At 72.0% G+C, this 23,848-nt stretch carries 27 protein-coding genes and 2 pseudogenes; 17 read left to right on the top strand and 12 right to left on the bottom strand.

Translation table 11 applies throughout. The annotated features are described in order from the left end of the window. Positions 1-8 precede the first annotated feature (8 nt). From IH00_RS0103565 to IH00_RS0103550, 4 genes are all read right to left on the bottom strand, one after another. Positions 9-863, bottom strand: a complete 855-nt coding sequence (locus IH00_RS0103565; protein ID WP_031069432.1) for a MaoC/PaaZ C-terminal domain-containing protein — start codon at positions 861-863, stop codon at positions 9-11. 189 nt (positions 864-1,052) lie between these two features. Then, positions 1,053-1,274: a hypothetical protein gene (locus IH00_RS0103560; RefSeq protein WP_031069430.1), complete on the bottom strand. Its 222-nt coding sequence runs from the start codon at positions 1,272-1,274 to the stop codon at positions 1,053-1,055. Positions 1,275-1,327: 53 nt separating this feature from the next. Continuing rightward, positions 1,328-2,782, bottom strand: a complete 1,455-nt coding sequence (locus tag IH00_RS0103555) for an MFS transporter (RefSeq protein ID WP_031069429.1) — start codon at positions 2,780-2,782, stop codon at positions 1,328-1,330. An 82-nt stretch (positions 2,783-2,864) separates the two neighbouring features. Next, positions 2,865-3,437 (bottom strand): TetR/AcrR family transcriptional regulator, encoded by a 573-nt coding sequence (locus tag IH00_RS0103550; RefSeq protein WP_031069426.1) that lies wholly within the window; start codon positions 3,435-3,437, stop codon positions 2,865-2,867. A gap of 155 nt (positions 3,438-3,592) precedes the next feature. Between IH00_RS0103550 and IH00_RS0103545 the strand changes: the two genes are divergently transcribed. From IH00_RS0103545 to IH00_RS0103535, 3 genes are read left to right on the top strand one after another with little or no spacing between them, the layout of a single operon-like run. Further along, positions 3,593-4,423, top strand: coding sequence for an SDR family NAD(P)-dependent oxidoreductase (locus IH00_RS0103545; RefSeq protein WP_031069424.1), 831 nt, complete (start codon positions 3,593-3,595; stop codon positions 4,421-4,423). Then, the gene (locus tag IH00_RS0103540) at positions 4,420-5,325 is read left to right on the top strand and encodes a DMT family transporter (protein ID WP_199819689.1); all 906 of its coding nucleotides are present in this window, start codon (positions 4,420-4,422) and stop codon (positions 5,323-5,325) included. The genes IH00_RS0103545 and IH00_RS0103540 overlap by 4 nt, the downstream gene beginning before the upstream one ends. 37 nt (positions 5,326-5,362) lie before the next feature. Continuing rightward, positions 5,363-5,656 (top strand): chorismate mutase, encoded by a 294-nt coding sequence (locus IH00_RS0103535; protein WP_031069421.1) that lies wholly within the window; start codon positions 5,363-5,365, stop codon positions 5,654-5,656. Here the strand turns inward: IH00_RS0103535 and IH00_RS39825 are convergent. After that, positions 5,634-6,002 (bottom strand): DUF397 domain-containing protein, encoded by a 369-nt coding sequence (locus tag IH00_RS39825; protein WP_078887581.1) that lies wholly within the window; start codon positions 6,000-6,002, stop codon positions 5,634-5,636. The two genes, IH00_RS0103535 and IH00_RS39825, sit on opposite strands and share 23 nt — an antisense overlap. Then, a pseudogene (locus IH00_RS36985) lies at positions 5,962-6,662 on the bottom strand (helix-turn-helix domain-containing protein). Before IH00_RS36985 ends, IH00_RS39825 begins: the two are co-directional and overlap by 41 nt. Positions 6,663-6,746: 84 nt before the next feature. Here IH00_RS36985 and IH00_RS0103520 point away from each other — a divergent pair. The 8 genes from IH00_RS0103520 (at position 6,747) to IH00_RS39820 (ending at position 12,487) form a co-directional block, all read left to right on the top strand. Then, complete coding sequence (locus IH00_RS0103520) at positions 6,747-7,226, top strand: ATP-binding protein (protein WP_324615770.1); 480 nt, start codon at positions 6,747-6,749, stop codon at positions 7,224-7,226. 92 nt (positions 7,227-7,318) lie between these two features. Continuing rightward, positions 7,319-7,621 carry a hypothetical protein gene (locus tag IH00_RS0103515; RefSeq protein ID WP_052411155.1) on the top strand — a complete coding sequence of 101 codons (303 nt, stop codon included), beginning with the start codon at positions 7,319-7,321 and terminating at the stop codon, positions 7,619-7,621. A gap of 168 nt (positions 7,622-7,789) precedes the next feature. Beyond that, positions 7,790-8,371 carry a class I SAM-dependent methyltransferase gene (locus tag IH00_RS0103510; protein ID WP_234334781.1) on the top strand — a complete coding sequence of 194 codons (582 nt, stop codon included), beginning with the start codon at positions 7,790-7,792 and terminating at the stop codon, positions 8,369-8,371. Between the two features lie 4 nt (positions 8,372-8,375). After that, positions 8,376-8,894 (top strand): hypothetical protein, encoded by a 519-nt coding sequence (locus tag IH00_RS0103505; RefSeq protein WP_031069417.1) that lies wholly within the window; start codon positions 8,376-8,378, stop codon positions 8,892-8,894. 238 nt (positions 8,895-9,132) lie between these two features. Further along, positions 9,133-10,017: an N-acetylmuramoyl-L-alanine amidase gene (locus IH00_RS0103500; RefSeq protein ID WP_031069415.1), complete on the top strand. Its 885-nt coding sequence runs from the start codon at positions 9,133-9,135 to the stop codon at positions 10,015-10,017. Between the two features lie 97 nt (positions 10,018-10,114). Beyond that, positions 10,115-10,996: a hypothetical protein gene (locus tag IH00_RS0103495; protein WP_078887539.1), complete on the top strand. Its 882-nt coding sequence runs from the start codon at positions 10,115-10,117 to the stop codon at positions 10,994-10,996. A 93-nt stretch (positions 10,997-11,089) separates the two neighbouring features. Next, the gene (locus IH00_RS0103490) at positions 11,090-12,094 is read left to right on the top strand and encodes an LLM class F420-dependent oxidoreductase (RefSeq protein WP_031069411.1); all 1,005 of its coding nucleotides are present in this window, start codon (positions 11,090-11,092) and stop codon (positions 12,092-12,094) included. 99 nt (positions 12,095-12,193) lie between these two features. Then, the gene (locus IH00_RS39820; protein ID WP_078887538.1) at positions 12,194-12,487 is read left to right on the top strand and encodes a hypothetical protein; all 294 of its coding nucleotides are present in this window, start codon (positions 12,194-12,196) and stop codon (positions 12,485-12,487) included. A gap of 36 nt (positions 12,488-12,523) precedes the next feature. Here IH00_RS39820 and IH00_RS0103485 read toward each other — a convergent pair. Further along, a pseudogene (locus tag IH00_RS0103485) lies at positions 12,524-13,165 on the bottom strand (maltokinase N-terminal cap-like domain-containing protein); the annotation flags it as partial. Positions 13,166-13,852: 687 nt separating this feature from the next. Here IH00_RS0103485 and IH00_RS36980 point away from each other — a divergent pair. From IH00_RS36980 to IH00_RS0103465, 4 genes are all read left to right on the top strand, one after another. Next, positions 13,853-14,218, top strand: a complete 366-nt coding sequence (locus tag IH00_RS36980) for a hypothetical protein (protein ID WP_234334757.1) — start codon at positions 13,853-13,855, stop codon at positions 14,216-14,218. A 518-nt stretch (positions 14,219-14,736) separates the two neighbouring features. Further along, a complete protein-coding gene (locus IH00_RS0103475; RefSeq protein WP_031069407.1) occupies positions 14,737-15,705 on the top strand; it encodes a helix-turn-helix transcriptional regulator in 969 nt (322 codons plus the stop codon). A gap of 496 nt (positions 15,706-16,201) precedes the next feature. Then, complete coding sequence (locus IH00_RS38750) at positions 16,202-16,678, top strand: hypothetical protein (RefSeq protein ID WP_052411154.1); 477 nt, start codon at positions 16,202-16,204, stop codon at positions 16,676-16,678. A gap of 68 nt (positions 16,679-16,746) precedes the next feature. Then, complete coding sequence (locus IH00_RS0103465) at positions 16,747-17,175, top strand: hypothetical protein (protein WP_031069404.1); 429 nt, start codon at positions 16,747-16,749, stop codon at positions 17,173-17,175. 148 nt (positions 17,176-17,323) lie between these two features. Here the strand turns inward: IH00_RS0103465 and IH00_RS0103460 are convergent, their stop codons facing one another. The 3 genes from IH00_RS0103460 to IH00_RS0103450 form a co-directional block, all read right to left on the bottom strand. After that, the gene (locus tag IH00_RS0103460) at positions 17,324-18,400 is read right to left on the bottom strand and encodes a prenyltransferase/squalene oxidase repeat-containing protein (protein WP_031069402.1); all 1,077 of its coding nucleotides are present in this window, start codon (positions 18,398-18,400) and stop codon (positions 17,324-17,326) included. Continuing rightward, the gene (locus tag IH00_RS0103455) at positions 18,397-19,137 is read right to left on the bottom strand and encodes a class I SAM-dependent methyltransferase (protein WP_031069401.1); all 741 of its coding nucleotides are present in this window, start codon (positions 19,135-19,137) and stop codon (positions 18,397-18,399) included. The genes IH00_RS0103460 and IH00_RS0103455 overlap by 4 nt, the downstream gene beginning before the upstream one ends. 64 nt (positions 19,138-19,201) lie before the next feature. Beyond that, positions 19,202-20,530: a glycosyltransferase family 4 protein gene (locus IH00_RS0103450; protein WP_031069399.1), complete on the bottom strand. Its 1,329-nt coding sequence runs from the start codon at positions 20,528-20,530 to the stop codon at positions 19,202-19,204. A 214-nt stretch (positions 20,531-20,744) separates the two neighbouring features. On the opposite strand from IH00_RS0103450, the gene IH00_RS0103445 reads away from it, so the two are divergent. Further along, the gene (locus IH00_RS0103445; RefSeq protein ID WP_039946184.1) at positions 20,745-21,362 is read left to right on the top strand and encodes a TetR family transcriptional regulator; all 618 of its coding nucleotides are present in this window, start codon (positions 20,745-20,747) and stop codon (positions 21,360-21,362) included. Between the two features lie 56 nt (positions 21,363-21,418). Here the strand turns inward: IH00_RS0103445 and IH00_RS0103440 are convergent, their stop codons facing one another. Continuing rightward, positions 21,419-21,652 (bottom strand): ferredoxin, encoded by a 234-nt coding sequence (locus IH00_RS0103440; protein ID WP_031069395.1) that lies wholly within the window; start codon positions 21,650-21,652, stop codon positions 21,419-21,421. Next, on the bottom strand, positions 21,652-23,124 hold the full coding sequence (locus IH00_RS0103435; RefSeq protein WP_031069392.1) for an aldehyde dehydrogenase: 1,473 nt from the start codon (positions 23,122-23,124) through the stop codon (positions 21,652-21,654). Before IH00_RS0103435 ends, IH00_RS0103440 begins: the two co-directional genes overlap by 1 nt. 259 nt (positions 23,125-23,383) lie before the next feature. Between IH00_RS0103435 and IH00_RS0103430 the strand changes: the two genes are divergently transcribed. Further along, a complete protein-coding gene (locus IH00_RS0103430; protein WP_031069390.1) occupies positions 23,384-23,848 on the top strand; it encodes a hypothetical protein in 465 nt (154 codons plus the stop codon).

Here is a 23,848-nt window from a genome sequence, read left to right as displayed (position 1 = left end):
GGCTCCCTTCACGCGGTTTCTACGAGGGTGTCGGCGAGGACCGGCGCGTCGTCCCGTTCGGCGGCGGACACCGCCACCCGGACTCCCCCGTCCTGGCGCCACATCCGGATGCGCAGGGTCTCGCCGGGGAAGACCACGCCGGCGAAGCGGGTGCCGTACGAGCGGACCCGGGTGACGTCGCCGTCGAGGAGGGTGTCGACGACGGCCTTCAAGGTCATTCCGTACGTGCACAGGCCGTGCAGGATCGGCCGGTCGAAGCCGGCGAGCTTGGCGAACTCGGGGTCGGCGTGGAGCGGGTTCCAGTCGCCGGAGAGCCGGTAGAGCAGCGCCTGGTCCTCGCGCACGGGCCGCTCGACGGTCCGGTCGGGAGCGCGGCCGGGCGGTTCCGGGCGGGCGGAGGGACCGCGGTCGCCGCCGAAGCCGCCTTCTCCGCGTACGTAGACCTGGGCGTCGGAGGTCCACAGAGGGCCGTCGTCGTCGGCCGCCTCGGAGCGGAGCACGAGGACCGCGGCCTTGCCCTTGTCGTACACCGCGGCGACGCGGGAGCTGGTGACGGCGCGTCCCTTCACGGGGATCGGCCGGTGCAGCCGGATGCTCTGGCCGCCGTGCAGGACGGCGGCGAGGTCCACGTCGATGCCGGGTGCCGCCAGCCCGCCCATCATGCCCATGCCGGCGCCCGCCACCGTGGCGAAGCTGGGCAGGACGTGCAGCCGGGACTCCAGCGTGTAGCGCAGTTCGTCGGGGTCGGTGGCGGGGCTGCCGGCGCCGAGGCCGAGGTGGTAGAGCTGGACGTCCTTGTGGTCCCAGTGGATCTCGGCGGAGCGGGGCTCCGCCGCGACCGCCTGGCTCGCGTCGATGGGCATGGGGCTCCTGCCGGTCGCTGGAGACCTCGGCACGGCCGTCCGCACCGTCGACCGCACCGAGGCCGTGGAGGGCCCGGCACCCGGAACCGGAATAGAACGCGTTCTAGGGCCGGTGCGCCTCCTGTATAACGCAGCGCACCACGCAAGGGAATACACCTGACGCCATGTCAGAGCGGGGTGTCGTGGGCTTCAGAGCTTGGTCATGCCCTTGTACGGACTGAGGACCCGGACCCGCCCGGGGCCGAAGTCGACGAGCGTCGCGATGCCGTCCTCGACACCGATGACGGTGCCCAGTCCGTACTGGTCGTGCGAGACGCGGTCCCCCAGGGCGAAGTCCTCGATCGGCAGGACGACGGGGGCTTTGAAGGGGCTGGTCGCGAGGTGGCGCCGGGGCGCGGGTGTTTTCGTCATTTCCGCCAGTATGCGCGCCCGGAGCCGTTCGCGGGGAACCGCGACGGTGACGATCAGGACTCGACCGCCCCTTCCGCGCGGCGCGGCAGCCACAGAATCATCAGCACGGCACCCGCCAGGAGGACGCCGGTGCTGACCCGGAAAGCCAGAGCGTACCCCGCCGTCAGGGCTTCCGGGCCGGTACCGCCGGCCGTCCTGGCGGCCGCCACGGTGGACAGCGCCGCCAGGCCCAGGGCGCCGCCCATCGTGCGGGAGGTGTTGACCAGGCCGGAGACCAGCCCCGCGTCGCCGGGGGCCGCGCCCGAGGTGGCCAGGGAGGCGAGCGGGGTGATGATCAGCCCGATGCCGAGCATCATCAGGATGCCGGGGCCGAGGATCGTCGTCAGGTACCCGCCGTCGGCCTCCATCAGCGACTGCCAGCCGAAGCCGGCGGCCGCGATCAGCGTGCCGAGCACCGCGAGGTTCCGCGCTCCGGCCACCGGCATCAGGCGCGGCGCCAGCTTGGACCCGACGATGACGCTGATGGAACTCGGCACGAGGGCGAGGCCCGCCTCCAGCGGCGTGTAATGGAGCACGTTCTGCGCGTACACCGTCATGAAGAACCACATGGCGAACGCCGCGGACCCGTTCACGAACATCGACAGGTTGGCCGTCGTGACCGCCCGCGACCGGAAGACCTTCAGCGGCATCAGCGGCGCCGCCGTGCGCGCCTCCACCGCGACGAACGCCGCCAGCAGCGCCAGGCCGCCGAGGAGCGGCACGAGCGTCACGGCGGCGCCCCAGCCGGCCTGCTCCGTCTGCACGATGCCGTACGCGACGGCCGCGAGCCCGCCGGTGACCAGCACCGCGCCGGGCAGGTCGAGCCGCCGGCCGCCGCCCGTACGCCGCTCCCGGACCCACAGCGCCGCACCGATCAGCACCACCACGCCGACGGGGACGTTGATCAGCAGTACCCAGCGCCAGGAGAGCACGTCGGTGAGCACGCCGCCGACCAGTCCGCCGGCGGCGCCGCCGCCCGCCCCGACCGCCGACCAGGTGCCTATGGCCCGGGTCCGCGCGCGACCCGCCGGTACGGCGCCGGTCACGATGGTGAGCGTCGCGGGCGCCAGCACCGCCGCCCCGAGCCCCTGCGCGGCGCGCGCGGCCAGCAGCTGCCATCCCTCCGCCGCGAGCCCGCCCGCCAGGGACGCGGCCGTGAACAGCCCGAGCCCGATCAGGAACATCCGCTTGTGCCCGAACAGGTCGGCGGCCCGACCGCCGAGCAGCATGAACCCGGCGAAGGCGATCGTGTACGCGTTGAGCACCCACTGGAGGCCCAGCGCCGACAGCCCCAGGTCGGCGCGCATCGAGGGCAGCGCCACATTGACGACGGAGACGTCGAGGACGACGAGGAACTGCCCGGCGCAGGCGGCGAGCAGCACCGCCCACGTGCGCGTGGCGTGGGGGCTTCCGGTGATCGCGGGGGCGGGGGTCTGGGTGTCGGGGCGCGGCTGGACCATGCGTGTCATGGTCGCAGCAGCCCTGCGGGTCGTACATGGGGATTTCGTCGTACGACCGGCGCACACCCCGTCCTACGACCCGGCGTACGACCTACCGGGGACCGAAGCCGTGGAAGAGGGTGTCCATGATGCGGGCGGCCAGGGCGTCGGGATCGTTCGCGGAGCCGGTGTCCTGCAAGGTCTCCCCGATCAGCGCGTAGTAGACGCGGCGGACCCACAGGAGATCGGCACCCGCGTCGATCAGGCCCGCCTGCTGAGTCCGCGTCAGGAGGGCGAGGCAGCGGTCCTGTACGCCGGCGAGGATGCGCTCGGCCTCACTGCCGGGCGTCACGGCGTGGCCCAGCGCGAACCGCCAGCCGAGCTTGACCCGCAGGACGCCCGCGGTGATCTGGTGCAGCGCCACCAGCGGGGGCGCGGTCTCGGGCCGACCCTCGGTGACGACGTCGTCGAGGTGCCGCGCCGCGTTCCCCGAGAGGGCCTCCACGAGCGCCTGACGGTTGGCGAACCGGCGGTGGACCGTCGTCCGGGCCACCCCCGCGGCTTCGGCGATCTTCTCCATGGGCGCGGCGGGGTCGGCCTCCAGGACCCGCTCGGCGGCCTCCAGGATCAGCCGGACGCTGCGCTCCGCGTCCGCGCGCAGAGGGCGCTGTGGGGTTGCCTTCATCCCGCCTCCTCGTGCCGGGGAACCTGCGCAGACCGTACACCACTGGAGCTGTTCCTCAATTAACTGCTACATCACTGTTGCGGATAGCCCGAAAGTCGCTACAGTCATGACTCGACGGCGAGAGAGCGGCTCTTGCCGGAACGGAGGGATGTGCCATGTCAGCGACCCACCGCCCCACGGCCCTGGTCACCGGAGCCTCGTCCGGGCTCGGCGCGGAGTTCGCCGCGCAGCTCGCCGCGCGCGGCAGCGACCTCGTCCTCGTCGCCCGCTCGGCCGACCGGCTCCACGAGATCGCCGGGGACCTGCGCGCCCGGCACGGCATCCGGGCGGACGTGATCGTCCAGGACCTGACCGAACCCGACGCGGCCCTGCGCGTCCACGCCCGGCTCGAGGACCTGGGCCGCACCGTCGACCTGCTCGTCAACAACGCCGGCTTCGGCACCTGCGGCCGGTTCGAGGAGACGGACGGACCCCGCGACCACGATCAGCTCATGGTCAACGTGGTGGCGCTGGTGGACCTCACCCACGCCCTGGTGCCCGCCATGCTCGCCCGCGGCGGGGGTGCCGTCATCAACGTCGCCTCCACCGCCGGATTCCAGCCGTCCCCGTACTTCGCCGTCTACAGCGCGGCCAAGTCGTTCGTGCTGAACTTCAGCCTCGCGCTGCGCCAGGAGTACCGGAACCGGGGCGTACGCGTCCTCGCCCTGTGCCCGGGCCCGGTGGACACCGCGTTCTTCGACGTCATCGGCACCCGCAAGGCGGCGGTCAACGGCACCATGACCACCGCCGAACCCGTGGTCCGCGCGGCCCTGCGGGCCCTGGACCGCGACCGCGCCTACATCGCACCCGGACTCTCCAACACCCTGGCCGCCCACCTCACCCCGCGCCGGCCGCGCACCTTCGTCACGGCCATCGCCGAACGCATCACCCGCAAGGTGCTCGACGCCCCGCGTGCTCAGCGGCCCGCCGGGGCGGTGGCCGCGTGAGATCCGCCGCCCCGGCGGCCGGCGCGGCCGCCGCGATGCTGCTGGTCGGCACCTCCACCGCGGTCTCCGCCACCGTCGCCGACCACCCCGTCCACCTCGGCCAGGCCCTGCGATACGGACTCGCCGCGGTCGTCCTCCTGGTAGTCGTCCGCCGCCTCGGCTTACCGCGCGTCCGCCTCACCCGGCGCGATGTGCTGCTGCTCGTGGCGCTCGCCGCGACGGGCCTGGTCGGCTTCAACCTCTTCCTCGTCGAGGCCACCCGGCACGCGAGCCCGGCCCTGATCGGGACCGTCGTCGGTGCCGCCCCGGTCGTCCTCGCCGTCGCGGGCCCCCTGGTGGAGCGGCGGGCGATCGGGACCCGGACGGTCGTCGCCGCCGCCGTCGTCGCCCTCGGCACCGCCATCGCGGCGGGCCTGGGCACCGGCAGCCCGCGCGGAGTCCTCCTGGCCGCCGGCGCACTGCTCGGCGAAGTGCTGTTCTCGCTGCTCGCCGTGCCCCTGCTGCCCAAGCTCGGCCCGGTGCGCGTCGCCGCCTGGTCGGCAGCCCTGTCCGTCCCCATGCTGCTCACCACCGGACTGCTCTTCGAGCCGCTGCCCGCGCACCTGCCCACCGCGACCCAGCTGGCCGCCTTCGGCTACCTCGGCGCCGTCGTCACCGCCGTGGCGTTCCTCCTCTGGTACCGCGCGCTGCGCGACCTCGGAACCGCCCGCGCCGGGCTCTTCGCCGGCCTGGTGCCGCTCGGGTCGCTCCTCGCCACGGTGGCCCTGGGCGTGGGTACGCCGCGCCCCGCGGACATCGCCGGCGCGGTGCTCGTCATGATCGGGGTGACGGTCGGGATGAGCCGCATCTCGCCAGGGCGCATGTCCCCACGCATCCGCCCGGCCGCCCCCACGACCGCCTGACCGCGTCCCACTTCACCGCAAGGAAAGGAAACACCCCATGTCCGAGCCCCAGTCCCTCGCCGAGGTACGCGCGCGCATCGACGCGCTCGACACCGAACTCACCGCCCTGCTCGCCCGTCGTCAGGAACTCGTCCGCAGGGCGGCCGACTTCAAGACCGACGAAGGGACCGTACGCGCCCCGGGCCGCGTCGAGCAGGTCGTCGCGGCAGCCCGGGCGCGGGCCGAAGCCGCCGGACTCGCCCCCGAGGTCGCGGAAGCCGTCTGGCGAGCCATGATCGCGGCGTTCATCGACCTCGAACTGGCCGAGTTCAGCCGCGGCCGCGAGCGCTGAAGCCGCCTTCTGCGGCGGCCGCCGCGACGAACGCGGCGAAGGCCGCGGTGTTGACGGTGAAGGCGGGGCCGTCGGGGTTCTTGGAGTCCCGGACGGCCACGCGGCAGGGCTGGGCGGCGATCTCGATGCACTCGCCGCCGGTGTCCCCGCTGTAGCTTGACTTGCGCCAGGCGGCGGAGCCGAGGGGGGCGCACTCGATGCACTGGCCGCCCGTATCGCCGCTGTAGCTGGACTTACGCCAGGCGGCGGCGCCGAGGGGGGCACACTCGATGCAGTCGCCGCCGTTCGTACCACTGTAGGAAGACTTACGCCACTGCGCGCCCGTCAGGTTCTGGTTGGTCTCCATAGCGCTCCTCCATTACGCGGGCGATCAGTGCCGCCGAATCCTCGACCGAGAGGGCAGCGGCCTGCAGGTGATCGTAACGGAGGGAACCCTCCCTGAGAGCCTGTGGATTGGCCGTCATATGGCCCTGTACGAAGTCCTCGGTATAGAGGAGATCCGGGTCGTCCTCGAACCTCAAAAGATTGAACGAGCCCATCAGCCCCGTGTGCGCACCGGCCGTGAAGGGCAGGACTTGTGCCTGCACCCACTCCCGCCCCTGGAGGTTCAACAAGTGGGCGAGTTGGGCCCGCATAACGCCCCGGCCGCCGATCTCCTGGTGCAACACTGCCTCGCCCAGCACCACCCACACGTCGAGATGTACGCCGCCTTCGCCTCCATCTCCGCGTACGGCTGGAACCAGTGCGGCAGTTGGCTCCGCAGCACCAGCCCCACCAGCCGGGAGAAGGTTCCCCCGGTCCCCAGTGCCGCGTCGACGCGTTCCGAGAAGTCCCGCGTGGGGACCTTCCGGGCGGTCTCGATCTGGCCGATCAGCGAGGCCGTGCAGAAGATGATGTCGCCGAGCTGGGCCTGCTTGAGCCCGGCGGCCTCCCGCAGGCGGCGCAGTTCCGAGCCGTAGTAGTCCAGCGGTGAGGCGCTGGGATCGAGGTCGCGGATGTTGACCATGCGGCGGCCAACCCCAAGTTCACGCCGTGCGGCGTTCGTTTCGGTTCGTAGCCGAGCGTAAGCACGTCACCGCACTCTGGTGACATGGATCACGGGATTGAACCCTCACCGGCGAACACGAACGGCAGCTACCGCATGGGCTTCACCGTCGGCGAGCACTCGGCACGGCACATCAGGCGCATCCTGCGCATGTTCCTCACGCGGTGGGACCTGGCGGAGCTGAGCGACGCCGCCGAGCTGGCGATGACGGAGCTCGTCGCCAATGTCGTGCGGCACGTGCCGGGGAGGCGGTGCACCGTGCTCGTCCTGCGCCGCCCGGAGGGGCTGCGGGTGGAGGTGACGGACGGGTCCGCGCACCCGCCCGTCGCGGGGCGGCGGGGTGACGAACTCGCGGAGGGCGGGCGGGGGCTGCTCCTCGTCGAGGCGGTGACCGACCGCTGGGGAACGGTGCCGCTGGCGGACGGCAAGACGGTGTGGTTCGAGTGCGACGCGAAGCCGCGGGCGGCCGCGCCTTCGGCCGGACCGCGGATCCGGCCGATCAAGCGTGCTTCTTCGAGAGGTTGAACGGGGGACGTACTGAGCTCGGTAGCACCGGACTCGAGGCTGAGGGACGATGGATTCGGGGATGCAACCACTCGACACCGGGGAGTGCAGCCATGGATGTCAAGCCTGCCTGTGGGCCGGAGCGCGACCCCGAATTCTTCGAAGAGGTCGGCAGACTGTTCGCCAAGTACCCCGAGGCAGCTGGTCGGTATGCGGTGAAATGCAGAAGGTTGGAACTCGAAATACTGCGGATCGACTTCAAAAAGAAAATAGGCGTCACGAGTGTTGAAGACGGTCGCATCGTGACGGAGTTCGTCGATCGCGACACGGTCGATGATCCTTCCGAGCTCACCAGGATCTGCTGCGAGTGGCCGGACAATGACGACGGCCTTTGCAACTGGATATGCCCGAAGTGATGCACACCCGGCGCGTGGACCCCGGTGGGCGGAAGGTCCCCTCCGATGCGCGGCGGGCGGCGCCTACGATGTGACCGCCCAGTACGCACACCAGTCCAGGAGGAACCCGTGGCCGCTGCCGCGCCCAAGCCGGAGACGCTGGCCGCTTTCGAGGCCGCCAAGGGGTTCATGCCCGTACGGGAGGGTCTGGCGCTGTACGACGCGGCGTCCGAGGCCGCGCGGCTCGGGCTGCCGCTGCTGGAGGTCGGCACGTACTGCGGGCGCTCCACGATCCTGCTGGCGGACGCGGCGCGAGCGGCGGGCACCGTCGTCGTCACGGTCGACCACCACCGGGGCAGCGAGGAGCAGCAGCCCGGCTGGGAGTACCACGACCCGACGGTGGTGGACCCGGAGATCGGGCTGATGGACACCCTGCCGACGTTCCGCCGGACCCTGCACAAGGCCGGCCTGGAGGAGCACGTCATCGCGGTCGTCGGCCGATCGCCCCAGGTCGCGAAGGTGTGGGCGGGCGAGGTGGGGCTGGTGTTCATCGACGGCGGCCACACCGACGAGCACGCGACCGCCGACTACGAGGGCTGGGCGCCGCGCGTGGCGCCCGGCGGGCTGCTGGTCATCCACGACGTCTTCCCCGACCCGGCGGACGGCGGCCAGGCGCCCTACCGCATCTATCTGCGCGCCCTGGAGTCGGGCGACTTCACCGAGGTCTCGGTGACGGACTCGCTGCGGGTGCTGCGGCGTACCGCCGGGTGACCGCGTGACGCCGTACTCGCTGGCGTTCTACGTGGACGTCGTCACGAACGGCACCGTGCTGGGCGTACGCCCGTCCGACTCGCCCGAGCGCGTCACGGAGGTGCTGGGGACGGGCTTCGCGGAGAACCGCTACGGCGCGTGCAGTCTGGGGCGCGATTACGGCCTGGCCGAGTTCTTCTGGGACCGGGCCGCGGGCGGTGAACCGTGGTCGGGGCACCACGTCACGCTGCAGGTGCACCGGCTCGCCCACGGCGGCAGCAGGGTCGTCAACGAGGTGGTACGCGCCCGGTACGGGCGGTTCACGCCGAGGCTGCGGTTCGACAAGCTGCGGCGCCTGCTGGAGCGGCGCGGCGTGCCGCTGGTGGAGGTGCCGGAGGTCCCGGCGAACGCCCCGTACTACCGCCGGTTCCGGCAGCCCGGCTCCGGGGTGGAGGTGTCGGTCATCGGCACCTACGGCGAGTACAGCACGCCGGACGCGCTGCGGGTCGGGGACGTGTACAGCATCCAGTTGGCGGCCCGCTGAGCTCCGGGGCGACGGGGCCGGGCTCCTCTGCGGGGTTCGGTGCCATGTCGCACGGCCCTGCGCGGGCCACGTCGAACTGCGCGGGGGTGTCGCGGTGCCGCGTCGCCCTGCGCGGCGTGCCTACGGTGCCGTACCCGCGCGAGCGTCGCCCCGTGCCGTGTCGGCTCCACGGGGGCGTCGCACGGTGCCGCGGGGCGCGGTCCCACGCCCGCGGGGCGCCGGCGCGTAGCATCGCCGGGTGCACGACGACGACAGCCCCTCCCCCGCACGCCGCCGGACCGCGGCCCTCGCGACCGCCGCCGCTCTGATCGCCGCGGCGGCCGGGTGGCTCGTCTGGGAGACGACGGGCGGCACGGGCGGACCCGACGCGAAGGCGCCGCGGCGGGGAGCGGCGACGGCCTCCGCACCCTCGACGGCGGCTTCCACGGCCGGGGCGGTGCCCACCGCGGCGCCCCTCGCCGGAAAGGTCGTGGTGATCGACCCGGGGCACAATCCGGGAAATTTTACGCACACCCGGGAAATCGCCGCGCAAGTGGATATCGGCACGAATCGCAAGGAATGCGACACCACCGGCACCTCCACCGACGCCGGTTACACCGAAGCCGCATTCACCCTGGATGTTTCACACCGTCTTCGCACCCTGCTGCAAAAGCAGGGCGCGACGGTGACGTTCACCCATGACGCCGACCGGCCCTACGGCCCCTGCATCGACGAGCGCGCCCGGATCGGCAACGCGGCGAAGGCCGACGCCGTCGTCTCGGTCCACGCGGACGGCTCGGCGAGCGGCAACCGCGGGTTTCATGTGATCCTTCCCGCCCTGGTCAAGGGCGGTGGGGCGGACACGGCGGCGATCGTCGGACCGTCCCGCGCGCTCGGCGAGCACATCGCGGCGCGGTTCGCCGCGGCCACCGGAAGCGCGCCCTCCAACTACGTCGGTGGCGGCACCGGTCTGGACGTACGCAAGGATCTCGGTGGACTGAATCTGTCGACCGTGCCCAAAGTGTTCGTCGAATGCGGCAATATGCGTGACCCGAAGGACGCCGCATTGCTGACGGATGCCGCGTGGCGGCAGAAAGCGGCCAGTGGAATCGCGGACGGGATCAGTACCTACCTGCGGGGCTAGCCGAGACGGACGATAGATTCGGCCCGTACGATGGGGCCGCCCCCGTGCTTCGCGCCACCCCCGCACCCGACGAGACAACCGACGAAGGACTTTTCACGTGAACATCCGCTCCCTCACTCGAGGCGATGGCGTGGTGATCGGAGCAGCGGTGGTGCTGTTCATCGCCTCGTTCCTCGGTCTGACGCCCGGCATCGACTGCCCGGCCGGCAGCAGTGTGTGCCCGGACTACGACGCCCCGAACGCCTGGGACTCCCTGGGCCTCCTGATGAGCATGTTCCTCGCCGGTGTCATCGGCGCGGCCCTGATCGTCGTCGGCCGCGCGATGCCGGGCCGCAAGGTCGCCGGTATCGACCTCGGCCAGTTCGGTGTCGCCTTCTGCATCTTCGCCCTGTGGACGGCCTTCTGGACCATCATCGACTGGGAGCCGGACGCGGGCGCGGGCCTGATCCTCGGCCTGCTCGCCACCCTCGTGCTCGCCGCGGCGGCCGTCGCCGCTCCGCTCGTCCCGGCCCTCAAGGCCCCGCTGATGGGCGCCCCGCGTCCGCAGCAGCCGCAGCCGTACGGCGCGCAGCCGCCGGCGGGTTACGGCTACCCCGGCGGCCCGCAGCCGTCGTTCGGGGGCCAGCCGCAGGGCGGTTACGGCTACCCGGGCGCCCAGGGCGGTCAGCCGGGCCAGCCGCAGCCGGCGCAGGGTCAGCCCGCGCAGCAGCAGCCGGCGCAGGGTCAGGCTCCGGCGCAGGCGCAGGCGCAGCCGCAGGGACAGCAGGGCGGCGCCCCGTCGGACTTCTCGCCGTTCTGGTTCGCGGTCCCGGTCGCCCGTCCGCTGTACGCGGAGGACGGCTCGCCGACGCCGATCGCCGAACTGGCGCCCGGTACCTGGTACCTGGCGGTGGAGCAGCGCGGTCAGGGCCTGGTGGCCCAGACGCAGGACGGCCGCCGTGGCGTGCTCCAGGACACGACGGGCATCCAGCGCGGCTGAGACTCTCCTCGCACGGCCCCTCGCCCTTCCGGGTGGGGGGCCGTTGTCGTACAGTCACCGCAATAACTGACGTATCGTCAGGAGGTCGGTGTCATGCGGCTCGGACTGGCACTCGGCTACTGGGGGCGCGGGCCGGACCCCGGTCACGTGGACCTGGCGCGAGAGGCCGAGCGGCTCGGCTACGACTCCGTGTGGACGGCGGAGGCGTGGGGGTCGGACGCCTTCACCCCGCTCGCCTGGATCGCCGCGCACACGTCGCGGATCCGGCTGGGCACGGCGGTGGCGCAGATGGCCGCGCGCACGCCGACCGCCACCGCGATGCACGCGCTCACCCTCGACCACCTCTCCGGCGGCCGGATGATGCTGGGCCTCGGCCTGTCCGGGCCGCAGGTCGTCGAGGGCTGGTACGGCCGCCCGTTCCCGGCGAGCCCGCTGACCGCGACCCGCGAGTACGTCGAGGTCGTCCGCCAAGTCCTGCGCCGCGAGGGGCCGGTGCGGCTGGAGGGGCGCTACCACCGCCACCCGTACACCGGCGCGGACGCCACCGGCCTCGGCAAGCCGCTCAAGCCGATCACCCACCCCCTCCGACCCGGCCTGCCGGTCCTGCTGGGCGCCGAGGGGCCGAAGAACATCGCCCAGACGCTGCGCATCGCCGACGGCTGGCTGCCGCTGTACTGGTCGCCGCTGCGGACGGACGTGTACGACGTCGAGGACCTCCCGGCGGGGTTCACCGTCGCGCCGCTGGTCCGCGCGCAGGTGTGCGACGACGTCACCGCCGGGCTGCTGCCGGTCAAGGCGATGCTCGGCTTCTACATCGGCGGCATGGGCCACGCCGCCCGCAACTTCCACGCCGCGCTGATGGCCAGGATGGGGTACGGGACCGAGGCCCGCCGCATCCAGGAGCTGTTCGCGCAGGGCCGCCGCGAGGAGGCGGTGCTCGCCGTCCCGGACTCCTTCGCCGACGAGATCTCGCTGGTCGGGCCGCGCGGGCGCATCGCCGAACGACTGGCCCTCTGGCGCGCCGGACCCGTCACCGACCTGCTGGTGACGGCCCCGGACCCGGCGACGCTGCGGGTGCTGGCGGAGCTCAACTCCTAGGGAGTGACGGCAAAGCGGCGGCGTCCGCCCGCACGGCGGACGGGACGCGGCGGACACGGCCCGGCGTTTGGCAGGGGAACGCGGGGCAACCCGTACCGCATGTCTCCCCGTCATCGATACGGAAGCTCGCAGGCGGCGACCGCGGTCGCGGTCGTCGCGGACGTCCTGGCCGCCATCATCGGCCTGTGGATCCTGATGTACCTGCTGGAGGCCAACCGGGCCAACGACCTGGTGCAATTCGTCCAGGACGCGGCCCGCTGGCTGGCCGGCTGGTCACACGACCTGTTCACCTTCGACGTGGCGTGGCTGCGCGTCGTGGCCGGTTACGGTCTCGCCGCGGTCGTCTACGTCTTCATCGGCCACCTGGTCGCGGGCCGGCTGCGCCGGTACTGACGACCCGCCTGCCGTCCCGGCCCCGGGCTCAGCCCCGGGCCGGCCGTGCAGGACGGCGAACAGCCCCCGGGCGCGGCTGCCGTCCGGCATGCTCCAGGGGCCGGTGACGTGGCCGGTCGCACCGCCGGGAGGGACGAGCGGCCCGTCCGGCGCGGCTCGCAGGACCCGGTGCAGGCGGAGGACGGTGTCCTGCGCGAGGACCAGGTCGGTGCCCTCCGCGTCGTCCGTGACGGTCAGGCCGGTGGGGCTGGACCGGTCACCGGTGTGGGAGCGGACGATCTCCGGGTCCGGGGTGTCGCTGGCGCTCTGGTGCTGCGCCTCGGCGCGTCCCTCGACCAGCGCGAGCAACCGGTCGGCCAGCACCGGGTCGTGGCACCCGTCGTAGACCCACCGCCGCCCCAGCACCCCGTGCTCCGCGGTACCGATCAGGGCGTGCTCGGCCCCGTCGAGCGGGGCACCGCGGTAGGTGAGCGGCACCAGGTGGGCGGCCGGGCGGGCGCCGGAGGAGTCGGTGACCACCATGAACTCGATCCCGACCTCCCCCTGCGGATCGTCCAGCCGGAACCCACCCGCCTTGACCGGCTCGGCACCACCGCGGTACCAGGGCCTGGACGGCAGCCAGGAGGCGAGCAGCTCCAGCTTGGTCGGCGTGAGGGTGGTCCGGTGAATGACGGCCATACCGAGGGCTCTCTCTCGTTGCGCGGACTTCGACGCTGCGAGTCTGCCACCGGCGCGGAGGGGCGCGGGAGCCGGCTCGCGCGGGTGCATCAGGTCTTCGCTGGTGGAAAGCCATCACCGGGAGCCAAGTCGATTTCTGTGCACGTCACATGGCATGCTGAAACGATTCCCACGGCGTGACGGTGCGTGAAACGGGGGTTCCGCACCGTGGGTTACACCGTTCCCGAGGGTGTCGACACCATGCTGGACATCGTCGGTGTCGGCTGGCCGAACGTCGACGAGGACGCGTACGGCGACCTGGCGACGGCGGCTGCTCTCCACCGGGCAGAGCGAATCACCAGCGGCGCTCGACAAGCACGGGTCGAAGGTCCAGAGCAAGCACAGGAACCTCGCGGAGGCGGCCCGGCTTGTGGCGGGAGCGCTGGATCGAGTCGCAGAGCGCGACGGGCGGCGTCAACAAGATCACTGTCTTGAACGTTCCGAAACCATGACACCGAACACCGGCCCAGAAAGGCGGCATCCCGTGAACCCGCACGTCGAGCGTCTCACCGAGCACTTCCCTCCGCCCCCGGCGCTGCGGCAGAAGGACTGGGAGGAGATCGAGACGGCGCTCGGAACGGCGCTCCCGGCCGATTACAAGGAACTGGTCGGCATTTTCGGGGTGGGCTGTTCGACGACACCATCTGGTTGCTCGAACCGGGTTGCGCCAACGAGCACTACGACCTGCTCACCGAGAACGAAGGCATGCGCCGACAGGGGCTGGAGCGCAGCGGCTCCAAGCCCCCGGAGCTGGACGAAGAAGGCAGCGACGCCATCGCGTGGGCCCTCACCGAGGACGGCGCGACCCTGTACTGGCTCGTCCGCCCCGGACAGGGACCGGACAGCTGGACCGTCATGGTCAATGAAGGTCGCGGCCCCGATTGGGAACGCTTCCCCTTGTCCTGCTCCGCGTTTCTGGAAGCGGTCCTGGTGACCGGGGGCGTCGAGTCCGACATCCTCTACGACCTGCCTGCCGACAGCCACCGTTTCCAGCCGAGCTCCGACTTCCTGTAGGCCGCCGAAAGCTCCCGGACACCGGCCAACACGCCCACGACGCCTGGCCGGCGCGCCACGACGCCGCCTGGCTGGTGGCGGAAGCCGATACGTGCTGCCGGCCCTCCCAGCAGGCCGGTTTCTCCCAGCCGGACGACGGCCTCGCGATGAGGGGCAGTGTGCGGTGCCGGCGAAGGCAGCTACGCATACCGAGCCACCGAGGGGGCAACTCCGTAGGACAGCCGCGTCCAGGTCGCCGGCCGGATCAAGCCCTGAGCCGACGTCACCCCGTCCACGAGCTCCTGGGCGGCGCCTTCGGGTGGCCTCGCCTCCGCTGAAGGGGCCCTGCGCGGGAGATCACTATCCTGGACCTGCCGAGACCGTGTCATCGACCAATGACGCAGGAACGGGTCGGCACCCCGGGGTGACTCGTCCGACGACATCGTCCGGTTGCTCGAACCCGGTTGCGCCGACCAGCGCACAGCGGGCTCAGGTGCCGGGTGGAGGGTTGCCCGCCGGGGGGAACGAAGGGGACTTGCATGTGCTCAGACGGTACGGCTCGGGGCCAGGGGGCGGCGACGCCGCTGTGTGCGGAGGGGCTCGCCGCGTACCGCGACGCTCTCGGGGCCGGGTCGACGACCGGGCCCGTCCCGGAGTGCCTGCTCGCGCTCGGGCTGATGCGGCCGATGGCCGGGAAGCCCGAGGTCCTCGTACCCGTACCGCCGGACGTCGCGCTCAACGAGATGCAGCGGCCCGTCGAGCGGCAGATCCAGGACGCGCGACAGCGCATGCTGGCCATGGCGGAGGCCGTCGGGCCCGCCGAGCGGCTGTACCGGGAGGAGCAGGAGCACTTCGTCACGGCGGTGCGGATGCTGCGCGGCATCGATGTCATCAACGACACGCTGCGGACGCTCAACTCCTCGTGTCGTGAGGAGCTCCTGGCGGCCCAGCCGGGCGGTCCGCGACCGCAGTTCGTCCTCGACGAGACCGGCCCCCAGCTCCTGGCCATGCTGGACCGGGGCGTACAGCACCGCACGCTGTACCAGCACACGGTGCGCGCCCACGAACCGACGCTCGAGTTCATGTCGCGCATGCACCTGGCCGGCAGCCGCTTCCGTACCGACGGGGAGCTGCCCGGACGCATGATCATCTACGACCGGTCGGTCGCGGTCGTTCCCGACGACCGGTACGAGCGCAGTCACCACGCCCTGCTGGTGGAGCACCCGGGTCTGGTGCTGTTCCTGGTCAATGTCTTCGAGCACGCCTGGAACCTCGCGGAGCCCGTCGAGTTCGCCGCGACGGGGAAGCCCGCGGCCCTCACGGACGAGAGGCGCCTGTCCGTTCTGCGCCTCATGGTGGAGGGGCACACCGACGCGGCGATCGCCGCGCGTCTGGGGATGAGCCCGCGCACCGTGCAGAACCACATCAAGCGGGCGTCGGACGAGTTCGGCAGTCACAGCCGGACGCAGCTCGCGTACGTCCTGGCGAAGCACGGTGCCCTCGACTGACGCCGGCCTCACCGGGTCTGGACCTTCCGTCCCGGTTTGTTCCCCGTGCTGCTCTCCGCATTGCCTGATCACGCAAGCCGGAGGCGGTGCGGTCGGGGGTTGCGCGGTGCCATTCTGATCACCAGGCCGCGGAAAGCAGCGGCATTTCCTGGGGGATTCCGTATGCGCACCGCCTCATTACTCGGCCGCAAAGGCCGTTCCGCCTTCGGGGGAATTCCTCGTGCGGCGACCGTCTTCCGGGCCTCCGCCGCCATTCTGGCGAAAGGGGCCGAGCCCGGGCCCACGGAGGAGTGGCGGGAGGCCAGACGTGTTCCCTTCGGCCATTCCGGCACCACGGGAATGGTGTACGAGAGTGTCCGCGGCGACGCTCCGGAACGCGGAGGGGCCGCCCGTGTGCGTGCTCCGCCGCAGGTCGCGGGCTCAGCGCCGCCGGGCGCCGGGCCGTTCCGTGCCATCCGTTCCGTTCGGGCGACCGAGTGACTCATCACCAGGAGAAATGGCGTCCATCCAGAGATGGTTCGGCGTCCTCATCGCCACCGCAGGTGTCACGCTGCTCGCCGTCCCGCTCGCTTCGGCAGCGCCTCCCAGCGTGCCTTGGAAGGCCGTGAGCGCGAACTCCGACTGGCATTGCTCCGACTACGTGAGCCCATACAACGCCGACGGTCTGAATTTCAAGTCGTGCGTCGTGGTCAATGCACATGACGACGCCTTGGGAGTCCTGGTCGTACAGAACCCGACGAACGCGGCCAGGACCATCAAGGGAGCCATCCGGCTGCCGCAGCTCGGCGGGGACGTCAACTGTGCCGAGACGCCCCTGCAGCCCGGTTTCACCCGCGGCTGCTACAGCACCACCAAGAGCCTGGGCTGCGCCCACTGCACCGGTCCCGTCAACACCCACCTGTTCGTGTGGGACGGGAGCGGCTGGAGCGAGTCCCTGGACGACAAGGCCAGCGAATGGACCGGCTACTGCTGAGCCGTTCACACCGCCACCTCCGCCCGCAGCAGCATCCCGAACCACCACTGACAACTACAGGAGCATCCATGAAGAAGTCGTTCGTACGCCGCTCGCTCGCGCTGACCGCGGCAGCCGTCGGTGCCGTCACTCTCGCCGCGTCACCGGCCTCGGCCGCGGAAGTGGGCTGGAAGGCCGTCAGCACCACTCCGGACTGGAACTGCATCCCGTCCGAATACAAACAGCACAAGGGCTCGAAGAACGTGTTCTTCAAGCTCTGCTGGGTGCACAACTCCAGCGGCGGCACCCAGACCGTCCTGGTGGTGCAGAACAAGGCGAACGTCGCCATCGCGATCGAAGGGGAGATCCAGACCAACTACGGCGGGGACGTCGACTGCGCCCCGTCCACCCTCCAGCCCGGCTACACCCGCGGCTGCTACGGCCCCACGAGGACGCCCACCGGCCTGGTGGTGTCGAGCGTGCGGCTCAACTTCAACGGTATCGACGACTGGATCTAGGGCCGGCCTTCCCCGCCCCGGTCGCCTTCCGCCCTCGCCGCGCCGCCTCGCGCCCGCCCGCAGCCGGCGCGCGAGGCGGAGTCCGCGGCGGGGGCTGTGGCGCAGTCCGCGGTAGGGGCCGCGCCGCCGGCCGGCCCCCGCGGCGTTCCTAACCGCAGCAGTCCGGTTCCAGCCCCCGCGGCAGGCGGTCGCCGCCGAAGACCGCGGTGGTCGCCTCCTCGCCGCCCAGCGCGGCCACCGCCAGCAGCAGGGAGCCCGCCGTCCAGGTGGTGAGTTCCTCCGGCCAGAAGGCGCGGTCGCCCTCGAAGACGTAGCCCGTCCAGTACATGCCGCCCTCGGCGCGCAGGTGGGCGATCGACTGGAGGATCTCCAGCGCCCGGTCGGACTCCCCCATCGCCCAGAGCGCCAGGGCCAGTTCGCAGCTCTCGCCGCCGGTCACCCAGGGGTTGGGCAGCACGCAGCGCACGCCCAGGCCGGGGACCACGAAGTCGTCCCAGGCGCTCTCGATGCGCTCCTTGGCCGCCTCGCCGGTGACGGCTCCGCCGAGCACCGGGTAGTACCAGTCCATCGAGTAGCGGCTCTTGTCGAGGAACCGCTCCGGGTGGCTGCGGATGGCGTGGCCGAGGGCGCCCGCCGCGAGCTCCCAGTCGGGCTGCGGCTCCTCGCGCTCCTCGGCGATGGCCAGCGCGCAGCGCAGCGCCTGGTGGATGGACGAGGACCCGGTCAGCAGCGCGTCGTTGACGGGGGTGCCGTCGGCCTCGCGCTTCCAGCCGATCTGGCCGCCCGGCTGCTGGAGGCGCAGCACGAACTCGACGGCCGCGTACACGGCGGGCCACATCCGGTCGAGGAACGCGTCGTCGCCGGTGGCCAGGTAGTGGTGCCAGACGCCGACGGCGATGTAGGCGCAGAAGTTGGTCTCGCGCCCCGCGTCCGTCACCCGGGTGTGGTCGCCGTCGTGGTAGGCGGCGTACCAGGAGCCGTCGTCGTTCTGGTGGCGGGCCAGCCACTCGTAGGCGCGGGCGGCCGCGGCGTGCTCGCCCGCCGTGTCCAGCGCCATGGCCGCCTCGGTGTGGTCCCACGGGTCGAGGTGGTGGCCGCGGAACCACGGGATGGCTCCGTCCTCGCGCTGCGCGGCGAGGATCCCGGCGACGGTCTCGGCGGCCTGCTCGGCGGTGAGGACGCCGGGCAGGACGAGGTGCGCGGCGACCCTTTCCGGTGACGTCACTTCGTCTCCGCGGCGGCGCTGGGCAGGTGGGGCTTGGTCGCGTACACCACGAAGCTCTTGCCCATGACGGGGTTGAGCGCCCGCTCGGCGAGGCGGGTGGCCAGGGGCTTCTTCATGATGTCCCAGACCAGCAGCTTGTGGTACGCCCGGACCGGCAGGGCCTTGTCGTTGTCGACGCCGAACGCGCACTTGAGCCACCAGTACGGCGAGTGCAGCGCGTGGGCGTGGTGGGTGCCGTACGGCTTGAGGCCCGCCTCGCGGATCCGGGCGAGGAGTTCGTCCGCCTTGTAGATGCGGATGTGGCCGCCCTCGACCTCGTGGTACGCGTCGGACAGCGCCCAGCAGACCTTCTCGGGGCCGTAGCGGGGCACGGTGACGGCGATGCGGCCGCCGGGCTTCAGCACGCGGACCATCTCGGCGAGCACGCCCTTGTCGTCGGGGATGTGCTCCATGACCTCGGAGATGATCACGACGTCGAAGGACGCGTCGGGGAAGGGCAGGTTGAGGGCGTCGCCCTCCATCGCGGTGGCGGTGGCCCCGGCGGGTGCCTCGCCTGCCTCCTTCATGGCGGCGAACCACTTGGCGACCTCGCGGATCTCCTCGCCGTTCTGGTCGAGGGCGACGACCTGCGCTCCGCGCCGGTAGCACTCGAACGCATGCCGGCCGGCCCCGCAGCCCAGGTCGAGCACGCGGTCGCCGGGGGCGAGCGGGAAGCGGGTGAAGTCGACGGTCAGCACGAGGGCGGCCTGCTTTCACGGTGGATGTCACGGAGGGGGGAGGGGGTACGGGAGGCGTGGGGGGTCAACGGCCGGCTCCCCGCGCCGCGATGGCCTCGCGGTACAGGGCCGCCGTGCCCTCGGCCGCGCGGGCCCAGGTGAACCTGTCCAGCACCCGGACGCGGCCGGCCGCCCCCAGGCGGGCGCGCAGCTCGGCCCCGTCGGCCGACAGCAGCCTGCCCAGCGCGGCGGCGAGGGCGCCCGCGTCGCCGGGCGGCACCGCCAGGCAGGTCTCCCCGTCGGCGCCGGCGACCTCGGGGATCGCCCCGCCCGTGGTGGCGACCAGCGGCGTCCCGGTGGCCATCGCCTCGGCGGCGGGCAGCGAGAAGCCCTCGTACAGCGACGGCACGCACGCCGCCTGGGCGCTCCGGTACAGGTCGACGAGCTCGGCGTCCGTGACGCCCTTGACGAACCGGACCGCGCCGTCGAGCCCGTACCGCTCGATGGCCTGCGCCACGGGCCCGTCCTCGGCGCGCTTGCCGACGACCACGAGGTGGGCGTCGGGGTTCTCCGTGCGCAGCTTGGCGAGCGCCTCGACGAGGTGGACCAGGCCCTTGAGGGGGACGTCCGCACTGGAGGTGGTGACGATGCGGCCGGGCACCTCGGGCACGGCCGGGTCGGGCGACCACAGGTCGGTGTCGGCGCCGATGTGCACGACCCGGATGCGCTCCTCGCGCACGCCGAGGTCGCGGACGATCTCGTCCCGGGAGGAGCCGGAGACGGTCAGCACGGACGGCAGGCGCCGGGCGACGCGCTTCTGCATGCGCGTGAAGGCGTACCAGCGGCGGACGGAGGCGCGGCGCTTCCAGTCCCGGGCGGCGTCCAGCTCCAGCTGCCGGTCCACCGTGATGGGGTGGTGGACGGTGGTGACGAGCGGGGCGCCGAGGTCCCCGAGCAGGCCGTAGCCGAGGGTCTGGTTGTCGTGGACGACGTCGAAGTCGCCGCGGCGGGCGCGCAGGTGGCGGCGGGCGCGCAGCGAGAAGGTGAGCGGTTCGGGGAAGCCGCCGGTCCACATCGTCGCGACTTCGAGGGCGTCGATCCAGTCCCGGTACTCGTCGCGTCCGGGCGTACGGAAGGGGTCGGGCTGCCGGTACAGGTCGAGGCTCGGCAGCTCGGTGAGCCGGAGCCCATCCAGGCCGTCGCCCTCGTCCAGGACCGGGTAGGGCTGCGAGCCGATGACCTCGACGGTGTGCCCGAGGCGCGCGAGCTCGCGCGACAGGTGCCTTACGTACACGCCCTGGCCGCCGCAGAACGGGTTGCCCTTGTAGGTGAGGAGCGCGATCCGCAGCGGCCCGTCCCCACCGCTTCCGACGGCATGGGCGCGGGGGCCTGCCTCTATGGCCTCAGCGGTCACTCGCGGCCCCCTTCTGCCTGCGTTTCGCCGGAGCGTAACCGGTCGCGCTAATCTAGAACAAGTTACAGACTTGATCGTTCTTGATCGTTCAAGGAGCTTCGAATCTACCGGCAGGTAGCGCCGCTGTGAGAGCCGGAACAGGTGATTCGCGCCACGGCGGGCGCCCCGCCATACTGTCGCGCACCAACGTCACGGAACGGGGCCACGGGGACACATGACAGGGGAAGACAGACCGGCGTCGCCGCCGCTGACCGAGCGCCAGGAGGCGCGCCGCCGCCGCATCCTCCACGCCAGCGCGCAGCTGGCCGGCCGGGGCGGCTTCGACGCCGTCCAGATGCGGGAGGTCGCCGAGGCCGCCGGGGTCGCGCTGGGCACGCTGTACCGCTACTTCCCGTCCAAGATCCACCTGCTGGTCGCCACCATGCAGGACCAGCTGGAGCACCTGCACACGACGCTGCGCAAGCGCCCTCCGGCCGGGGAGAGCGCCTCGGAGCGGGTGGCCGAGACCCTGATGCGTGCCTTCCGCGCCCTCCAGCGCGAACCGCACCTCGCGGACGCGATGGTACGGGCGCTGACCTTCGCGGACCGCAGCGTGAGCCCCGAGGTGGACACGGTCTCGCGGCAGACGACGGCGATCATCCTGGACGCCATGGGCCTGGAGCGCCCGACGCCCGAGCAGCTCTCCGCGGTGCGGGTGATCGAGCACACCTGGCACTCCGCGCTGATCACCTGGCTCTCGGGCCGGGCGTCGATCGCCCAGGTGAAGATCGACATCGAGACGGTGTGCCGTCTGATCGACCTGACGGCGCCGGCGCCCTCCCCCGCCGGCTGAGCCCCCTCCCGCCGGGCGCCGTTGCCGGCCACCACCACGGCGCGCGGCGGCGCCGCTCACTCCTCCGGCGGGAACACCGCCTCCCCGCCCGGCTGCAGCGTGATCGAGATCGCCTCCACCGGGCAGCCCTCCGCCGCCGCGAGGACCGCTTCGTCCGCGTCGGCCTGCGGGGAGCGGGGGCGGGACCGGCGGGACGGGTCCAGGGCGAAGCCGCCCGGGGCGTGGTGCACGCACATGCCCGAGCCGATGCACACGCCCTGGTCGACCTCCACGTGCCACCGGTCGCCCATCACGCCTCCCCGCGGCCGGTGTCGTACCCGGTGGGCAGGTGGATCATCTTGTACTCCAGGTACTCGCCGTACCCCTCGGGGCCGAACTCCCGGCCCAGGCCCGAGTTCTTGTAGCCGCCGAAGGGGCCGAGCATGTCGAGGCTGAAGGTGTTGACGTTGAAGGTGCCGGTGCGCACCCGGCGGGCGAAGTCGACGCCGTGCTCGGTGTCGGACGTCCACACGCTGCCACTGAGCCCGTAGTCGGAGTCGTTCGCGATCCGCAGGGCCTCGCCCTCGTCCCCGTACGGCAGGAGGCAGATCACCGGACCGAAGATCTCCTCGCGGGCGACGCGCATGGCGTTGTGGACGTCGCCGAGGAGCGTCGGCTCGACGTACCAGCCGCGTTCCGGGCCGGCCGGGCGGCCGCCGCCGACGAGGACCTTGGCGCCCTCCTCCTGGCCGATGCGGATGTAGTCGAGCGACCGCTGCTGCTGGCGCCGGGCGACCAGCGGCCCGACCTGGGTCGCCGGGTCGAGCGGGTCGCCGACCACGAGCGCGCCGGCCGCGGCGGCGAACGCCTCGGCGAACTCCTCGTAGCGGGAGCGGGGGGCGAGGATGCGGGTCTGGGCCACGCACGCCTGGCCGTTGTTCATCCAGGCGGCCGGGACGATCCCGGCGACCGCCTCGCCGAGGTCCGCGTCCGGCAGGATCACCGCGGCCGACTTGCCGCCCAGTTCGAGGGTGACCCGGGTGAGGTTGCGGGAGGCGACCTCCATCACGCGCCGGCCGGCCGCGACCGAGCCGGTGAAGGAGACCTTGTCGACGCCGGGGTGCCCGACCAGGTACTCGCTGACCTCGCGGTCGGCGGGCAGGATCGACAGCACGCCCTCCGGCAGCCCGGCCTCCCGGGCGATCTCCGCCAGCAGGTACGCGTCGAGCGGCGTCTCCGGCGACGGCTTCAGCACCACCGTGCAGCCCGCCAGCAGCGCGGGCCCGAGCTTGGCGGCGGCCGTGAACTGCGGGACGTTCCACGGCACCACGGCCGCGACCACGCCGACCGGTTCGCGCCGCACCAGGATGGGGCCGAGCACTCCCGCCCGCTGCGCCTCGTAGGGGCAGTCGCGCGCGACCGTGATCGCCGCGTCCCACACCATCATCGCGCCGAGCGCCTGCGCGAGGACGCTCCAGGAGTACGGGGAGCCGTTCTGCGCGCTGATGACGCGGGCGATCTCCTCGTGCCGCACGGCGACGGCGTCCTTGATGCGGGTGACGACGTCGATCCGCTCCTCCAGGGTCGTCCGCGGCCAGGGCCCCTCGTCGAAGGCCCGGCGCGCCGCCGCGACCGCACGGTCGACATCGGCCTCGGAGGCGTGCGGTACGCGGCCGATGACCTGCTCGGTGTGCGGCGAGACCACCTCGATGGTGCCGGTCCCGGCCGGGTCGACCAGTTCCCCGCCGATGAACAGCTTCCCGTGCTCGACCAGCTCGGTCATGGCAGTGCCTCCCGCCGGTTCCTGACAGTCCATCAGAACTGATACCAGTTCTAGTCACACTTGACCAGGTCGCGCAGCGGCGGTGGGAGCAAGCGGCTTTCGGGGGCGCCGGCACCCGACGCGGGGACCGGGAGACCCACAGGCCCGTGCGCCGGCGTGCGGGATGCGGCGGCCCCGGGATGGGTGCACTGTGGTAACAGGGGACCATCGGCACGGGTGGCCATTCCGCGACGAACTCCGAGTCGGCAGGGACGGATCCATGGGAAAGATAGTCGAGGTCGTGCTGCACAGAATCCAGCGCGACGACTTCAATGGTGACGATGAGGCCGTGATGGTAGTGGGCGGCCTGTGGGGATTCACGTCGCACACTGCCGATTCCCCGCCGGTGGACCGCAGGGACATCTTCAACTTCCCTCAGGGGCCGGTCAGCTTCGAGCCAGGCAAGACGGTGGACGTGAACATGGACGCCCGCTTCTCGGTGGGCACTCCGATTCAAGATCCCACAGAGGGCATCCCGCCCTGGCTCAGGTTCGGAGGCGAGCTGTTCGTGAAGCTTCCCGCCGTGCCGGGAGGTCAATATTCGCTGGGGCAGGAATTCACCAAGGCCCTGCATACGAACGACCTGATCAACGAACAGCCTTTCAAGCGTCGCGTCCGGTTCCGGATGGGTGACAGCGTCGAATTCCGGTGCGACTTCACCTACCGGTACGTGCACTACTTCTAG

The sequence above is a fragment of the Streptomyces sp. NRRL S-118 genome (genome assembly GCF_000716335.1).
Lineage (GTDB): Bacteria > Actinomycetota > Actinomycetes > Streptomycetales > Streptomycetaceae > Streptomyces.
This window is presented reverse-complemented; position numbering and strand designations above follow the sequence as displayed.

Coding starts and splice junctions, on each gene's coding strand:
- IH00_RS0103430 (WP_031069390.1), top strand. CDS start 23,384: ATGGGAAAGATAGTCGAGGTCGTGCTGCACAGAATCCAGCGCGACGAC.
- IH00_RS39825 (WP_078887581.1), bottom strand. CDS start 6,002: ATGGAGACCAACCAGAACCTGACGGGCGCGCAGTGGCGTAAGTCTTCC.
- IH00_RS0103465 (WP_031069404.1), top strand. CDS start 16,747: ATGAAGAAGTCGTTCGTACGCCGCTCGCTCGCGCTGACCGCGGCAGCC.
- IH00_RS0103550 (WP_031069426.1), bottom strand. CDS start 3,437: ATGAAGGCAACCCCACAGCGCCCTCTGCGCGCGGACGCGGAGCGCAGC.
- IH00_RS0103520 (WP_324615770.1), top strand. CDS start 6,747: ATGGATCACGGGATTGAACCCTCACCGGCGAACACGAACGGCAGCTAC.
- IH00_RS0103490 (WP_031069411.1), top strand. CDS start 11,090: ATGCGGCTCGGACTGGCACTCGGCTACTGGGGGCGCGGGCCGGACCCC.
- IH00_RS0103545 (WP_031069424.1), top strand. CDS start 3,593: ATGTCAGCGACCCACCGCCCCACGGCCCTGGTCACCGGAGCCTCGTCC.
- IH00_RS39820 (WP_078887538.1), top strand. CDS start 12,194: ATGTCTCCCCGTCATCGATACGGAAGCTCGCAGGCGGCGACCGCGGTC.
- IH00_RS0103435 (WP_031069392.1), bottom strand. CDS start 23,124: ATGACCGAGCTGGTCGAGCACGGGAAGCTGTTCATCGGCGGGGAACTG.
- IH00_RS0103535 (WP_031069421.1), top strand. CDS start 5,363: ATGTCCGAGCCCCAGTCCCTCGCCGAGGTACGCGCGCGCATCGACGCG.
- IH00_RS0103555 (WP_031069429.1), bottom strand. CDS start 2,782: ATGACACGCATGGTCCAGCCGCGCCCCGACACCCAGACCCCCGCCCCC.
- IH00_RS0103565 (WP_031069432.1), bottom strand. CDS start 863: ATGCCCATCGACGCGAGCCAGGCGGTCGCGGCGGAGCCCCGCTCCGCC.
- IH00_RS0103445 (WP_039946184.1), top strand. CDS start 20,745: ATGACAGGGGAAGACAGACCGGCGTCGCCGCCGCTGACCGAGCGCCAG.
- IH00_RS38750 (WP_052411154.1), top strand. CDS start 16,202: ATGGCGTCCATCCAGAGATGGTTCGGCGTCCTCATCGCCACCGCAGGT.
- IH00_RS0103560 (WP_031069430.1), bottom strand. CDS start 1,274: ATGACGAAAACACCCGCGCCCCGGCGCCACCTCGCGACCAGCCCCTTC.
- IH00_RS0103515 (WP_052411155.1), top strand. CDS start 7,319: ATGGATGTCAAGCCTGCCTGTGGGCCGGAGCGCGACCCCGAATTCTTC.
- IH00_RS0103475 (WP_031069407.1), top strand. CDS start 14,737: ATGTGCTCAGACGGTACGGCTCGGGGCCAGGGGGCGGCGACGCCGCTG.
- IH00_RS0103510 (WP_234334781.1), top strand. CDS start 7,790: ATGCCCGTACGGGAGGGTCTGGCGCTGTACGACGCGGCGTCCGAGGCC.
- IH00_RS0103440 (WP_031069395.1), bottom strand. CDS start 21,652: ATGGGCGACCGGTGGCACGTGGAGGTCGACCAGGGCGTGTGCATCGGC.